General features: G+C 44.9%; 12 protein-coding genes. 3 read left to right on the forward strand and 9 right to left on the reverse strand.

From position 1 onward, the window contains the following. Positions 1-103 precede the first annotated feature (103 nt). A complete protein-coding gene (locus I8J31_RS10225) occupies positions 104-682 on the forward strand; it encodes a DNA-J related domain-containing protein (RefSeq protein ID WP_199468423.1) in 579 nt (192 codons plus the stop codon). A gap of 239 nt (positions 683-921) precedes the next feature. Further along, positions 922-2,052, forward strand: coding sequence for a murein transglycosylase A (mltA, locus tag I8J31_RS10230; RefSeq protein WP_233402694.1), 1,131 nt, complete (start codon positions 922-924; stop codon positions 2,050-2,052). A gap of 62 nt (positions 2,053-2,114) precedes the next feature. Here mltA and I8J31_RS21275 read toward each other — a convergent pair whose 3' ends face one another. From I8J31_RS21275 to I8J31_RS10250, 4 genes are read right to left on the reverse strand one after another with little or no spacing between them, the layout of a single operon-like run. Next, positions 2,115-3,035 (reverse strand): energy transducer TonB, encoded by a 921-nt coding sequence (locus tag I8J31_RS21275; protein ID WP_199468426.1) that lies wholly within the window; start codon positions 3,033-3,035, stop codon positions 2,115-2,117. Next, positions 3,032-3,463, reverse strand: coding sequence for an ExbD/TolR family protein (locus I8J31_RS10240; protein WP_199468427.1), 432 nt, complete (start codon positions 3,461-3,463; stop codon positions 3,032-3,034). The genes I8J31_RS21275 and I8J31_RS10240 overlap by 4 nt, the downstream gene beginning before the upstream one ends. Beyond that, positions 3,460-3,882, reverse strand: a complete 423-nt coding sequence (locus tag I8J31_RS10245; protein ID WP_199468428.1) for an ExbD/TolR family protein — start codon at positions 3,880-3,882, stop codon at positions 3,460-3,462. Before I8J31_RS10245 ends, I8J31_RS10240 begins: the two co-directional genes overlap by 4 nt. Then, positions 3,872-4,597 (reverse strand): MotA/TolQ/ExbB proton channel family protein, encoded by a 726-nt coding sequence (locus I8J31_RS10250; protein WP_325101194.1) that lies wholly within the window; start codon positions 4,595-4,597, stop codon positions 3,872-3,874. The genes I8J31_RS10245 and I8J31_RS10250 overlap by 11 nt, the downstream gene beginning before the upstream one ends. 344 nt (positions 4,598-4,941) lie before the next feature. On the opposite strand from I8J31_RS10250, the gene I8J31_RS10255 reads away from it, so the two are divergent. Then, positions 4,942-6,153, forward strand: a complete 1,212-nt coding sequence (locus tag I8J31_RS10255) for an ammonium transporter (RefSeq protein ID WP_199468430.1) — start codon at positions 4,942-4,944, stop codon at positions 6,151-6,153. A gap of 72 nt (positions 6,154-6,225) precedes the next feature. Here the strand turns inward: I8J31_RS10255 and I8J31_RS10260 are convergent, their stop codons facing one another. From I8J31_RS10260 to I8J31_RS10280, 5 genes are all read right to left on the reverse strand, one after another. Beyond that, positions 6,226-10,131, reverse strand: a complete 3,906-nt coding sequence (locus tag I8J31_RS10260) for a type I restriction endonuclease subunit R, EcoR124 family (RefSeq protein WP_199468431.1) — start codon at positions 10,129-10,131, stop codon at positions 6,226-6,228. Between the two features lie 6 nt (positions 10,132-10,137). Next, on the reverse strand, positions 10,138-10,566 hold the full coding sequence (locus I8J31_RS10265; RefSeq protein WP_199468433.1) for a nucleotidyltransferase substrate binding protein: 429 nt from the start codon (positions 10,564-10,566) through the stop codon (positions 10,138-10,140). A gap of 202 nt (positions 10,567-10,768) precedes the next feature. Continuing rightward, positions 10,769-11,971 carry a restriction endonuclease subunit S gene (locus I8J31_RS10270; RefSeq protein ID WP_199468435.1) on the reverse strand — a complete coding sequence of 401 codons (1,203 nt, stop codon included), beginning with the start codon at positions 11,969-11,971 and terminating at the stop codon, positions 10,769-10,771. Next, the gene (locus tag I8J31_RS10275; protein ID WP_199468437.1) at positions 11,968-13,575 is read right to left on the reverse strand and encodes a type I restriction-modification system subunit M; all 1,608 of its coding nucleotides are present in this window, start codon (positions 13,573-13,575) and stop codon (positions 11,968-11,970) included. The genes I8J31_RS10270 and I8J31_RS10275 overlap by 4 nt, the downstream gene beginning before the upstream one ends. Positions 13,576-13,662: 87 nt before the next feature. Continuing rightward, complete coding sequence (locus tag I8J31_RS10280; RefSeq protein ID WP_199468438.1) at positions 13,663-15,015, reverse strand: MATE family efflux transporter; 1,353 nt, start codon at positions 15,013-15,015, stop codon at positions 13,663-13,665. Positions 15,016-15,027: the final 12 nt, after the last annotated feature.

A 15,027-nucleotide genomic window follows, 5' to 3' on the forward strand; every position in this document is an offset into this window, starting at 1 on the left:
TTACGTTATCCATCATCAACAAGATTCCCACCTCAATTTTGGCGCTTTTCGATTTCGTAACATACACTGTAATTACTTTACTTTTCACCCTAATGAGCTAGGCATGCGAAATCCTTTAATTAGCCCCATTCTCGCTATTTTAAAAGACAACCCCTGTGGGATTAGCGAGTTTGATATGCTTAAGAAGTTAAAAGTTCAACTACCTGAGCTAAATGAATTGGCTGACGACGCTAACTTACAACTGTTCCGTCAGCACTTTTTTATCATGAATGCTCTTTACCAACTACAAGCCAGCCTGTGGCAAGAAGAGAGCATCATGCTTTCTATTAGTGCTCTGCATATTAAATTGCTCCTAACAGAACAGGTCCATTTATCTGAGAGCACAGAACTCAATGATAGCGTAGACGCAAAACTCGCCGCCTACTACCTAGATTGGACTGAATACGAAAAAACCGATGAAGAGGAAGTCTCCCGCCTGTTAAACAGCTTCTATCGAGGCATTGATTTAAAAGGTGACAGGGAAGCCGCCCTTAAAACCCTACAAATAGCAGAACCAAGTCCAAGTAAAACAGCAATCAAACAACATTATCGTAAACTAGCACAACAGCATCACCCTGATCGGGGTGGCGATAAGGAAACCTTTATTGGATTACGGCAGGCCTACGAGTACCTAATTTTCTAACTGTTTTCTCTTACCATTTGTATGGCTATCTTTTTAAGGCGTTGATTTAGAAAGTCCTAACACTCAATATGAACCCTCTTGATTAAACGTGGTCGAAACCTTCCACGCTGTCTCATTATATAGAATTAGAATTTATGACTTTCCACTTACCCCGTTTGTTACCCACTAAAAATATCTGCCTCTCTGCACTCCGACCGTTCAGTATCACCACCTTTGTATTACTGGTGGGGTGTAGCCAAATGGAAGTTGATCATTCCAACGATTTTACCAACAATGGCCGTGATATCAGTGCTTTCAAACGAGATACGCTCTATCTCAAAGAAAGCCTAATCCCTTGGCTGCCCTACCCAGATGACAGTTTCAAAACGGGGTTAGAAGAACAGATTAAATATTTAAATAGGCTACCTACCGAAAGAAGTTACCAGCTGGAAGAAACTCAGGTCAGCGTAGCAGAGCTCAAATCTGCCATTGAAAACCTAACTGACTGGCTAAATAATCCCTCTCAACAACCTGAGCTGGTGGCCCATCAACTCGCAGGACAAGATAACAGAGGTAATGTACAGATAACCGGTTACTACGTGCCTGTGTTATCCGTTCGACATAACGCAGATGATACCTACAAATACCCCTTATACCGCAAACCCTCACAACCCGATGAAAAGGGCCAATACCCTAGCCGAGAAGCCATTGACTTTGAAGGCGCATTAGATGGACAAGGTTTAGAGATTGCCTATTCTGCCAGCCTAGTGGACAACTTCTTTCTACATGTTCAAGGCTCAGGCATGGTGGAATTTGAAGACGGTCAGCGCGAGCTACTCTCTTGGGGCGGGGTCAACGGACATGCTTATCGCAGCCTCGGCAAAGAACTGATAGAGCGTGAGGAAATTGACCGCGCTGATATATCCGCCCAAAGCATTCGGCAATGGCTGAAAGATCACCCTGACCGCGTACGAGAAATTCTCTCGACTAACCCTAGTTATTTGTTTTTTAGTGAAGGGCTCAGCGACCCCGTCGGCGCAGCCAACGTACCATTAACCCCCTTGTATTCCGCAGCGGTCGACCCCAGCATTATTCCTTTAGGCGCCATACTGCTAACGGAAGTCCCCAAGCTAGATGAAACGGGCAACCTGATAGGCCACGAGTTTCGTTTGCTGCTTGCCCAAGATAAGGGGGGCGCCATTAAAGGCCCCGGACATATAGATTGGTATCAAGGTATTGGGGAAGAAGCACGCTTTCACGCCGGACAACTAAAGCAATTTGGTAAGGTTTGGCTACTCTTACCTAAGCAAGCGTCTCACGAAGAGCAACCTGAAAAAGCGTTATCTGAAGAGCGGCTGCGGAAGAAACACCCGATAGAAGGCAATAACTGAATAAAAGACGGCGCAACGTTCAAATAATCCAGTTGCGTCGTTGTCTCTTTTCATAACTGCGTTTATAAATCGCTAAGCTTAAACGACACAGGTAAAGTAACGCTCAGCTGACTTTCCGTCATCTCTTTAGAGAATCGAGGTAAAGGCGTCGCTTTTTTTATCATATCCAGCACCGCCCGATCCAAACGCTTTGACCCTGACGTTTTACGAATTGCGACATCAGAAACCGAGCCATTCGCATAAACAACAAAATAGAGCGTTACAACGCCTTCTTCACCACGACGACGTGACGCTCTCGGATAACGCTTTTTACTCGCTAATACAGCAGCTAACTTACTGAAATAATCGACTTTGGCGCCTTCATTTCCACCATTATTTTGTGCATTGGCCGTACCCGTCGTCACTTTTTGATTGGCAGCCGAAGGAGGAGCTACTTTTTTAACCGGCGCTTTGACCACCTTTGGTTCAGGCGCTTTTTCTTCTACCTTAGGCTCTGGTTCCTTTTTAGGTTTTTCCTTCGGCTTTTCTTTAGGTATTGGCTTCGGCGCTTTTTTCTTCGGCACGACAATCGCAGACTCTTGCTTCACCACGACCGGCTCTGGTTCAACGATAGGTTCTGGCTCAACGATAGGTTCTGGCTCAACGATAGGTTCTAGTTCAACGATTGGCTCAGGCTCAACAATTGGTTCTGGTTCAATAATTGGTTCAGGCTCAACAATTGGCTCTGACTCAACGATTGGCTCTGGCGGTGTTTCTTCAACCACTTCTTCCAGTGGCTCTTCTACCTCTTTTATTTCTTCTTGAGATGACGTTGTTTGCTCTGCAACGCCCATGTCGCCCATCATGCCAAGGTCAAACTCAATGCCTTGTTGGCCCGCCGCTTGACCACCTTTTGATGGGCTATAAAAAACAGCATAAAATGCCGCAGCATGAACAGAAACCGCTAAAGTACTAGCAAGAATCCAATGTCGTTTGGATATCATTCTTGCCCTCGTTGTAACTGAGTCGCAAGGCTGACTTTCGTCAGGCCAGACAAACGAATTTCACTAAAAATCGGTCGTAGCTCTTCAACAGGTAACAAGCCATCTCCCTTGATCTGCACCCAAAACGCGTCTTTATCCAATGCTGTTTCAAAGGCTTGCTCTAGATAGGGTTTCACTTCGTTCAAAGTAATCAGATTATCGTCCACATAAATACTGCGATCAGTGCCCACAACGATCAATACATTAGGGTCAGACACGGGACGATTTTCATTAATAGACGTAGGAGGAATAACAGGAATAGGATCGGCTTTGCGGATCTGGCCTGCCACCATAAAAAATACCAACATTAAAAAAACAACATTAATGAGTGGCACCATGTTGTCTTCATCGTTTTTGATTTTTGCAGCGAACTTTTGATCTATTTTCATTTCGCCTTCTCTGTCGTGAAAGCATTCGCAATAGACACGGTTTGTGCGCCATTTTCCTTCAAACGATCCGCCAGACTCATCAAGCTTTGTAGGTTCACACCCTCTTCGGCTTGTACCGCGAAAGTGCCTTTTGCATGATCAACAATCAAAGCTTGAAACCAAGTCGTATCGGATAAAGAATGAGCTTCGCCGGTTACCCAAACTTGCCCATCATTTGCTTTCAAGGTCAGCATCACCACATCATTTTCGTCTGGCGTCAACATCGGTTCAGAAGAAACGGATAAAGGGGTATCAACCGTTCGCCAAGGCACAAAACTGGACGTCAGCATAAAGAAAAGCAACAGAATAAACACAACGTCAATCAGCGGTGTCAGGCTAATCCCCTGCTTACGCTTTGGCTGACTGAGATTAAGCGGCATGAACAGCCTCTTTTGTTTTTGGCGTCTTCACCGCCGATTTCTCGACCTGTTCGCTTGCTTCTTCAGACACTTTAGTTGTGGTTTCAAATCTAGAAATAGAGTGTTGATTCGTAAAAACTTGTGTCACCGCATCATTAATATTGTGAGCAATACGATCCACCTTGCGCTCTAACCAGCTATGTAAGCTCACCACAGGAATAGCAACAGCCAACCCTACCGCGGTTGTAAGGAGCGCCTGCCAAATACCACCAGATAATACGGAAGGGTCTACCTGATTACCGGCCCCTTCCATTTGCTGAAAGGCAGTTATCATACCCAATACCGTACCGAGCAAGCCCAGTAATGGACTCAAGGTAGCAATAATTTCCAGCGGGCGAAAATAGGCACGAAGCTGATGCAACCGATTCATCGCAAGTCGCTCTACTTCCTCGCGCACTAACGGCAAAGCAACATTTGCTAATAATAAAGAACGAATCGAAAAACCCACAAGAGAATCAACAGGACGTTTTTCATCTAATAGGGCTAGCGCCTTTTCACTATCGTTCAAACGCCACGCAGACAAAGCCTCATCTACTGTTTTACGGCTTTCCGCACGCAAAGAAGACAGCTGCCATAACTTTAACAAGACAATCGTTAAAGCGACCACAGAGAACACCATCAGGATCCAAACAACGGGACCACCAACCTGCAAAAACTCAATTATTTGCTGTTGCACTGAATGCTCCAAAATACGCTCCAAATTTATAAAATACATTAAAGCCAATGGTATTCATTCTCAACTTCATTTTCAATGTTTAAGGTGCTTAATTAGCCCCTTCTTACTTTTCACCTTCCACTTTAATAATGATCATCAACACCTCAGAAAGAATACCCCAACATGGTGCGAAACAATTCCCGAACAAAAAATAAAGCACCAAAACAATGCAGACATGGAACAAAAATTGCTTTCTTTTATAAAGATCAAGATATTTCGACTAATTTGTCGTTAATCCAGTTCTAAAAAAGAGCAATACAATAATAATGAGCACCCATACGGTGCATATGACCTAGGAGCTTTTCGTGACAGCCACAAACAGTGCAGTAGAAATGCTGGTTTCCAGCTCAAATACTTTTTTCATCCTTCTTGGTGCCATCATGGTATTTGCCATGCATGCGGGATTTGCGTTTTTAGAAGTGGGGACCGTACGCAATAAAAACCAAGTTAACGCCCTCGTAAAAATCATGACGGATTTTGCCATCTCAGCGCTGGTGTATTTTTTCGTCGGTTATCAAATTGCTTATGACATTAACTTCTTCGAAAGCGCTACGGTTCTTTCAGAGCAAAGCGGTTACTCATTAGTTAAGTTCTTCTTTCTGATGACCTTTGCCGCCGCTATCCCTGCTATCATTTCTGGCGGTGTGGCAGAACGTGCTAAGTTCTACCCTATGCTGATTTCGGCAGCGGTTATTGTCGGTGTCGCTTACCCTTTCCTAGAAGGCCTAATCTGGAACGGTAACTATGGCTTCCAAGCTTGGCTAGAAGCAGAATATGGTGCGCCTTTCCATGATTTCGCAGGTTCTATCGTGGTACATGGTTTTGGTGGTTGGGTTGCCCTTGCCGCTATTCTTTTATTAGGCACTCGTAATGGTCGCTTCAGAAACGGCAAACTGGTCGCTTTTGCGCCATCCAACATTCCCTTCCTCGCATTAGGCGCATGGATACTTTGCATTGGTTGGTTCGGCTTTAATGTTATGTCAGCACAAACGCTAGATGGCATCAGCGGCTTAGTGGCCGTCAACTCATTAATGGCAATGGTAGGCGGTATTATTGCCGCCATGATCCTAGGAAAAAATGACCCGGGCTTTATTCATAACGGCCCTTTAGCGGGTCTGGTTGCGGTTTGTGCTGGCTCTGACATCATGCATCCCATCGGCGCCTTAGCTACAGGCCTAGTCGCCGGCGCCTTATTCACATGGTTGTTTACTCTTATTCAACAGAAGTTCAAAAACGTGGACGACGTTTTGGGCGTCTGGCCATTGCATGGCATTTGCGGAACATGGGGTGGCATTGCAGCGGGTATCTTTGGTTTAGAGTCTTTGGGTGGGCTGGGTAATGTTAGCCTAACATCACAATTAATCGGCTCCTTTGTCGGAATCGTCATCGCATTAGGGAGTGGCTTTATTGTTTATGGCGCAGTCAAAACCATGAGTGGAATACGCCTAAGCCAAGAAGAAGAATTCAACGGTGCCGACTTATCTATCCATAAAATAGGCGCGGTGAATAAAGACTAAGCGTGGATCGGATCAACAAAAAAGGCTGTCGTAGTATCGGCAGCCTTTTTTATTCTAATGACAAAGCCAACATCACTCTCTGTCATCCAGCAACTTCTTAAACTCCTGCTCCACATTCTCGACGATGATCATCGAGGACTTTTCCGCTTTGGCTTCCGGTAACAAGGTCTTAATATCCGCTTTAATACGCTTAAGGCCGTCCGACAATTTAGGGTAATCTAAAATAAACTTGTATACGCCTGCTCCGGCAACACCAACGCTTGCTACCGCTTCCCAATATTGCAGAACAAATTCTACAACCGTGCTGCCTTCCCGTGCTTCACTGAGCGACCAAAACAACGCAGACGATTCAGGATTATTTCCGGCGATACAAGACGCATCCACAAAGGGCACACCCTCTTCAGCTAATAGGGATTGAAAACGAAAAGTAACACCCAAGTATTGGGCTAAAATATCGTCATTAACAACACCATGAGCCAATAAATCGCTGCCCAGTTGGTACTGGTTCAAAGTGGCCAATTCTTTGGTATAGGGCGTGTCTAAGTACAGAGTAAAAGCAGCAACAGGCACTACAGAACGAGCACGCGCTACCTGATCACTAAAGAACAGTGCTCGGTCGCCTAAGGAATGGGCAAGGTTCGCCAAGGTTGCCGTGTCGTAGTCTGTGTTCAGCTCCGCCACCCCTTCGATTAAGCCAGTATTTTCTTCATAGGTTTCAATAATGTCATTGAATTCCCCCATAATGCGCTCATAGACTTTTTTACGTTCGGCCAGCTTAGGTTTGTAATCTAGTAAGGAAAATAGCTGATCTCGCAAGGGCGGCTTGCCGGTAAAAATGTATTCGTCTATCAGACCGTAAAACGCCGTTTTGTCCATCTGCTCTTTTTCACACAAAGCATGGATCGCTTGGCGCTTTTGCTGTTGCCAGAACCCACCAAAGGTGTCGGTTAGATCTTGTTCTGGCGCAAGGTTGGGCATGTATTCAGCGACAAATTTTTCGATCAATTCCCGTTTGCTGCGCAACTGCACCTCGTTACCTAGCATGTTCAATACATCTCGAGTGGCCGTTTCAATGTCTACACTTCGGCCTTGCTGCTGATACTTGCTTTGGATGTCCCCAAGTAGCATCAAGATATACGCCACATTCACTTCGTCCCGCTGAATCAGTTCCAGCTCGAAATCCACTTCGTTAATAATGGAGGCGCCTTCATCGGTTTCTTTACGAGTACGATCATGAATGTCCAAATACTTACTTTTAAAATCTTCAAAGGTTTGCTTATCTATGGCTAAATCTTGCCATGCAAAATCGGTAAAAGAGTTCAATTTATTAAGCTGACGCACAATATGACGGAACGAACGGACAAAGGCCAATTGCGCATCTTCACTAATCAAATCATTCACAGCCTCTGGCGTTTGTGCCAAATTAAGTACATCAACCAAGCCTTTATTAAATTCTTCCACATAGAACTCATAAGGCTCCATCAGCACATCTTCACTGGCATTGGTATCACAAAACAATTTGATAGCTTCGTCTGTGTTGTCTTTTAAATTGCGGAAACAAACAATATTGCCCTGAGACTTCACATCCCCCAAAATGCGATTGGTACGAGAAAACGCCTGAATCAAACCGTGATATTTAAGATTTTTATCCACGTACAAGGTATTAAGCTTTTTCGCGTCAAACCCTGTCAGGAACATGTTTACCACCAGCAAAATATCGGCACGATCTGCGTCTTTAAAATTTTTCTTATCACGCTCTTTCATGCGCTTGGCGATGTCTTTGTAATAGGTATAAAAACTCGGGCCGTCTTTCACCGAAAAGCTCGTGTGGTATTGAGCATTATAATCTTCTACATAAGATTCCAGCTTTTCACGGCTGTGCTGAGCTTTCGGGCTGTCTGTTTTAATATCAAAGTCGGGCTCACCAATTAAGCCATTAGCATCTTGATCTTCTTCATTCGCACCATAGGTAAAAATGGTCACCACGCGCAAATCATGCTCACCAGCAAGGCGTTTACGCTTAAAAGCATCGTAATACTTAAATAACACCTCTTTGCTGCTGACGCACATCATGGCAGAAAACTGTTTGTTATGGGTTTTACGTCCATGATTGGCGATCACCCAATCCACGACATCATTCACACGCTTATCGTCTTCCCAATACGCTTTAGTATTAATGTTGGTGACGCTTTCATCGGCTAGAGAACCGTCTTTTTTCTTCAGTTTTCCCCAGTACTCTATCGAAAACTTAAGTACGTTTTCATCGGCAATGGCATTAGTAATCACATATTGATGCAAACGCTCACCAAACAAATCTTTAGTGGTACGTTTACCGTTTTCATTTGCTGTGGCATTTTCTGCAAAAATCGGCGTACCTGTAAAACCAAACATCTGCGCCTTGGTGAAAAATTTCTTAATATTTTTATGGGTATCACCAAACTGAGAACGATGACACTCATCAAAAATAAAGATCACTCGCTGATCTTTCACCGCTTCCATTGCCACTTCATGGCGTGAACGAGTAATCGCAGTATTGAGTTTTTGAATGGTGGTAACGATCAGCTTATTGCTCTTATTACCCAAGCCTGCCATTTGTTTGACTAACGCACGGGTATTGTCGGTTCCATCCACACAGCCTTCGCTAAAATGGTTAAATTCCCGCGTTGTTTGATAATCCAAGTCCGCCCGATCCACCACAAACATGACCTTATCGACCTTAGGCAAATCACACAGCAATTGCGCGGCTTTAAAACTGGTTAAGGTTTTCCCTGAGCCTGTAGTATGCCAAATATAGCCATTCTTACGACCCGCTTTGACACGCTCAACAATCGCTTCCGCCGCGTAATATTGATAAGGACGCAGCACCATCAACAACTTATCAGACTCATGCAAAACGATGTATTTGCTGATCATTTTAGAGACATGACATTTTTCTAAAAAGGCATCGGCAAACGCATCCAATTTAGTGACTAAATGATTATCTTTATCCGCCCAAAAGAAAGTCTGCTTGAAATCTTGGTCGCGGTTATTTGCGTAATACTTGGTGTTCACGCCATTGGAAATAACAAACAACTGGGCGTAATTGAACAAACCATTTTCCGACCAAAAAGAATGACGCTGGTAACGGTTAATCTGATTAAAAGCTTCTTTCAGCTCCACACCACGGCGTTTTAATTCGATCTGCACCAATGGCAAACCATTAATCAATAACGTCACATCGTAGCGATTCTCATACTTACCCTGTTGAGTAATTTGGCTAGTGACTTGGTATTCGTTCTGGCACCAATGATCCGTGTTTAAAAATTTCACATAAACATCACGACCATTTTCCCGAGTAACCAGACAGCGACCTCGCAAGGTTTTTGCCCGCTGGAACACATTGCCCTTATCAAGATGATTTAGCACAAAGGCAAATTCTGCGTCGGTTAATTCCAAATTGTTGTGAATTTCTAACTGGCGTTTTAAATTGGCGCGTAACTCATCACCATTACCAATCTTGACTCGCTCATAACCTAAATGAGTTAAACGAGAAATCAGGCTTTCTTCTAGTTGCGCTTCGGATTGCGTATGAGCGGGGTCGTAGTTGTCGATTGGCGCATGGCCGTGGGCTTCTTCTGTTTCTGCTTGGCGGGTTTGTTGTTCAACCTCTTGTTCAATGACCGCATTTTTAGCGGCGTTGTAGATTTCAATGCCGACTCGTTCGATGTGGTCTTTTAAGCTGTCATTATCAATGTGTTTGTACAGCGACACATCAAACCCATAGATAAGATCTAAATCATCTAATGCTTCCATAACCGAAAACAACACATCACGGCCATCTTGGATAAAAATCGTTAAGTCTATGTCAGACCCTGCACGATAATTGCCTTTCGCACGGGAGCCATAAAGCACCACAGACTCAATATCAGGGAAGCGGGAAAACACCGCAAGAATCCGTTCAAAGTCGTCGTATTTTAACCCGTATACTTCCCTAATCATGGTGTTTTATGTCTCTTCTTGTTGCTTGTTTAAGATAGCCGTGAACACGTCTTTTAAAGTAGAGAAAGCGTGGTAGTAATCATCAATAATGGCATCTAATATTTCTTGGCTGGTTTCGCGGTTGTAAGTGTGTACCGTTAACTGACGTTTTTTGATCATGTCCATCCACACTTCGCCGTTGTTTATTAAACCTTGCTTAGCGGCCAAACGGAATGCATCACGGCTACCTTGAATATCGGTAACACCTTGGTATTGATAAAAGTCTTTAATCACATTCCAAGCCAATTCATAGTTGTATTCAAACGCCTGAATCACGCCTTGTTCTTCCAGTTCGTTCAACTCACGTTCATCCATAATAGTGAACGCCATCTCCAACTGCTTAAAGGAACGCTGGAAGTTATTAAATCTTTGTATCCACCGAATATCGTTTTCCATCATTACCTCTTGTTTACTTAATTAACTATTCCCCCCCTCCCTAGCCCTCCCCTTCAAAGACACAAGGGGAGGGAACAAACCAACCTGCTGCTCATTCCCTGCCAATGTGGAAGGGAACAAACCGACAGCTCCTCCCCTGCCAATGTGGAAGGGAACAAACCAACCTGCTCCTCCCCCTGCCAAGGGGGAGGCTGGGAGGGGGTTAAACAAACATCTTTTGCAGCAGGCCTTTTTTGAAGGTCTCTAGCTGCTTAATCTGCTGCGCCACCGCGTCTATCTTGGCATCAAAGGACGACAGGCAGTCAGCGATTTTTTGTTGTTCGGTTGGGCAAGGGTATAGAAACACAGAATCTGCAACTGTATTCCAATCAGCTCTTGGCATCTTTGATCCAGACTGAATATTAACGATTTTTTGAAAACGACTTGTTTGAACCACAAAAAATAAAAAATCATTCGTGATCTTTTTACCACGCAAGACCCAAATTTCAGATGAACACACACCATCAAAGTTTGGCTTAGCAAACTTATTTAGATAAGGACGTAGTTTTCCAAAAAGTACATCCCCTTGTTTAAATAAAGTTTTGATGCTTTTTTGGTCTAATGAATTAAAAACATTAAGGATTTTACCAGAACCTTGATCTAGGCTCTCAAGTTCAATAGCTGGATATTTAACTGTTTCAATAGACGAATTATAGGATTCGCTCACACGCTTCGCTATTACTCTAAATTCATCACTCTCCCACTCAGCAAATTCACTACCATCATCCTGTTTAAAACGAAGAGTTTGAGAAAAGAGTTGTTGCATCAAGCCGCGCTTGTAGTCGTTTAGCAACTCGCGTTTACGGCACAGCTTGGTCAGCTTGTCGTCGATGCTGGTAAGGAAAGACGCGATTTTTTGTTGTTCTTCTACAGCTGGAAACAAGACAGTCAAATTAAGAAACTCATTTTGACCTAACGTTTTATTTCGCCCAGCACCTCCTGGGGAAGCAAGCCCTAAGAGGTATTTACCTCGCTTTCGCTTAAAGAAATACAGCATAAATTCTAGACATGTTTGCCCATTCTTAGGCAAAAGCATCAGAAACCTATGTGATGCAATAAAACCTTGCTCAGCTTCAGAAGTTAGTGCTACCGATTGTTCCCATGCAAAAACAATATTTATGACAAAGGCTTTTGGATTTACCCAAAATACTCTTTTGTCTCCTAAAGCTTTTCCTAGAATTGGCTCTTTATGGAACACCCCCTTTCCATGCGACCGAATTCCAATCTCTCGATAAACTCTATCAATATCTACGGCAACCGGATCGCTAACTTTTTCGACAAGAGAAAATATTCTTTTACCTTCCCAAAAACGCCCCCCAAACTCTGGAAATCTCAGTTCTGGCACGGTGTTTTGCGCTGTTTTCATAACGGCGCCTCTATGCCCAGTTCGTCACAAAAACCTTGGATGGTTTTGTCCAGTTCCGCCATGTCCTTGTCTAGCTGTTTTAGCTCTTGGGTGACGGCAGCTAGGTCGATGGGCGCTTCTTCTTCAAAGGTATCCACATAACGGGGAATGTTGAGGTTGTAGTCGTTGTCAGCAATTTCTGAAAGCGGTGCGACGTGGGCGTATTTGTCGATCTCTAGGCGGTTGTCGTAGGCGGCGATAATGTCTTCAATGTGCTCAGGCTTGAGCAGGTTTTGGTTTTTCGCCTTGTCAAAGCCTTGGCTGGCGTCAATGAACAAGACATTGTCTGGGTTTTCGCGGCATTTTTTAAACACCAAGATGCAGGTGGGAATGCTGGTGCCAAAGAAGATGTTGGCGGGCAAGCCGATCACGGCATCTAACCAGTTGCGTTCTTCGATCAGGTAACGACGAATATGGCCTTCGGCAGCGCCACGGAATAACACTCCGTGGGGTAACACCACGGCGAGGGTGCCGTTGTCGTCGAGCTGATACAACATATGTTGTACAAAGGCGAAATCGGCTTTCGAGCTGGGAGCCAGTTTGCCGTATTGGGCAAAGCGGTCGTCGCTTTCGAAGATCTTTTTCGCGCTCCACTGGGCGGAAAACGGCGGGTTGGCGACAATCGCGTCAAAGCGTTCGTCTATGTGCTGTGGATTTTCTAAAGTGTCTTCTTGTTTTAGATCAAAATTACGATAATGCACGCCGTGAAGAATCATGTTCATGCGGGCAAGGTTAAAGGTGGTGCGGTTCATTTCTTGGCCGTAAAAATGACCAATGTTGTCTTTGCCCACTTCTTTGGCCACCCGCAATAACAAGGAGCCTGACCCACAGGTTGGGTCATAGACGCTTTTTAAACGGCTTTTGCGATGGGTCACCAGTTTTGCCAATACGGTGGACACGGCTTGTGGTGTATAAAATTCACCGGCTTTTTTGCCAGCACCGGCGGCGAACTGGCCTATCAGGTATTCGTAAGCGTCCCCCAGTACATCACTTTCGCTGTCGCTGATGGCAAAGTCGATACTGTCTAGGTGCAGCATGATTTTCGCGATCAGGGCATTACGGGCATCTGGGTCGCGACCTAATTTGCTAGAAGTGAGGTCCAGTTCTTCAAACAGGTGGTCGAAGTCGTCTTCACTTTCCGTGCCCATTGTAGAGCGTTCTATGTTGTTCAGTACTTCTTGTAGGTCACCAAGGATAAAGTCATCCACCTTGATATCTTGCTCTTTGTTGTCGGTTTCTTCCGTGTGGGCGCCGCGTTTAGCGAGGTTACTAAACAGTTCAGAGGGTTTTAAAAAGTAGCCGAGGCCGCCAAGAACTTCATCTTTTAACGCTTCAATAATGTCTTTTGTGGCATCGTCATTTTCGTCTAGAGTTTGGTAGGTGGGACTGCCGTCTTCGTCTTTTAGGATGTCATTACAGGCGTTCACTAAACGTTCGGAAAGGTATTTGTAGAAGATAAAGCCCAAGCAGTAATCACGGAATTCGTCTGCGTTCATTTTACCGCGCAGTTCGTTGGCGATGTTCCAGAGTTTTTGTTCGAGTTTCTTTTTTTGGTCTTCGGTCATTGTGGCGCCATTCCTAATGCATGCAAGGACATGGAAAGCCATGCCCTTTTGAATGGCAATTATTTTAGGGGGATTCCGCTCTAAAGGCTATGAGGAATCTTGGCTTAAGTTCTGCTCTACCTGTACCAGTGCTTTACGGTAGATAAACCAAGCCGTGACACCCGCCAGTAGGTTACCCACCAGCACACCGATGAAGATGCCTTTCAGCCCCGCTAGTTCAGATCCTATCCATAAACATGGCAAGAAGAAGGCAAACAGGCGCAAGGCGGATATCAACAAGGCGATGTAGGATTTACCCAAGGCGTTGCAGACGGACACCATTAACATGCAAACACCTAACCCTCCTAAACTGATCGGCACCAGCATAAGGTGTAAACTCAGCACGTCGGTTACTTCTTTTTCGCTGCTCATTAAGTTGGCAATAAAACCCGATGAGACAAAGGTCAATAAGGCGATCAGAACTTGTGAGGCGATAATGAATAGCACAGAAATGCGTACCAATTGACGAACATCTTGTAGCTGTTTGGCGCCTAACATGCGCCCTATCATGGGCGGCATGGACATGGTTAGCGCCAATACTGGCACGATGACAAAAAATTCAAAGCGAGAACCCAACGCCCACGCCCCGACCACCGCCGCGCCGAAGCCAGCCAGCAGTTTGGTCGCCAACATGGAAGACACAGACGGCAGCAATTGGCTGACCATGGCCGGCCCCATGATGTTGCCTATCTCGGCCAGGCTTGCTTTCACATTGAACTCTTTCCAATCCAAGCTTAGCCATTTGTTTTGCATCACTTTTGGCGCGACCACCAACACACCGAGACCAAAGGATACTATGGTGGCGATGGCGGCCCCTCTAATGCCAAGGTCTAACGTAAAGATAAAAATAGGGTCGAGTATCATGTTAAGAATGCTCGTCACCACCATTAGAATGCCGGGCAGCATGGTGTTGCCATTGGCTCGGCAAATACTGTAATAAAAATAGAGGATGGCCCCCACCCAAGAGCTTATGAGCCAATAAGGCCAATAGCTGTCTATCACAGGAAACACATCTAATGGCGCACTGAGCATGGTTAAGATTGGGTGTCTCAATAACCAAATAATCATGCCCAATAAAGCGATTGCAACACCGCCAGACACAATCACCAAGCCACCCAATTTCTTAGCATAATTCACATTCTGAGCACCCAGTGCACGGGCAATCACTGCCGTCGCGGCAATGCCTAGGCCAATCTGCACGCCCATCTGTATCATTTGCACTGGCAGGGTAAAACCTTGTGCCGCGAGGGGCAAGATACCTAATTGACCGATAAAGGCACTGTCAACCAGTTGAAAACTCATCAAGGACAAGATCCCGAACAACATGGGCCAGGTCATGCTAAATAGGTCGCGAGCGAGAGAAGGTTGGCTTGAAGAAGACATAAGGTTGTGGACTACCATCAGCAAATTATT

This window comes from Marinomonas transparens, from assembly GCF_016463975.1.
In the GTDB taxonomy this organism is placed as follows: Bacteria; Pseudomonadota; Gammaproteobacteria; order Pseudomonadales; family Marinomonadaceae; genus Marinomonas; species Marinomonas transparens.

Excerpts from the sequence above, each read along its gene's own strand:
- I8J31_RS10225 (WP_199468423.1), top strand. The coding sequence starts at position 104 with ATGCGAAATCCTTTAATTAGCCCCATTCTCGCTATTTTAAAAGACAAC.
- mltA (WP_233402694.1), top strand. The coding sequence starts at position 922 with ATGGAAGTTGATCATTCCAACGATTTTACCAACAATGGCCGTGATATC.
- I8J31_RS21275 (WP_199468426.1), bottom strand. The coding sequence starts at position 3,035 with ATGATATCCAAACGACATTGGATTCTTGCTAGTACTTTAGCGGTTTCT.
- I8J31_RS10240 (WP_199468427.1), bottom strand. The coding sequence starts at position 3,463 with ATGAAAATAGATCAAAAGTTCGCTGCAAAAATCAAAAACGATGAAGAC.
- I8J31_RS10245 (WP_199468428.1), bottom strand. The coding sequence starts at position 3,882 with ATGCCGCTTAATCTCAGTCAGCCAAAGCGTAAGCAGGGGATTAGCCTG.
- I8J31_RS10260 (WP_199468431.1), bottom strand. The coding sequence starts at position 10,131 with ATGATTAGGGAAGTATACGGGTTAAAATACGACGACTTTGAACGGATT.
- I8J31_RS10265 (WP_199468433.1), bottom strand. The coding sequence starts at position 10,566 with ATGGAAAACGATATTCGGTGGATACAAAGATTTAATAACTTCCAGCGT.
- I8J31_RS10270 (WP_199468435.1), bottom strand. The coding sequence starts at position 11,971 with ATGAAAACAGCGCAAAACACCGTGCCAGAACTGAGATTTCCAGAGTTT.
- I8J31_RS10275 (WP_199468437.1), bottom strand. The coding sequence starts at position 13,575 with ATGACCGAAGACCAAAAAAAGAAACTCGAACAAAAACTCTGGAACATC.
- I8J31_RS10280 (WP_199468438.1), bottom strand. The coding sequence starts at position 15,015 with ATGGTAGTCCACAACCTTATGTCTTCTTCAAGCCAACCTTCTCTCGCT.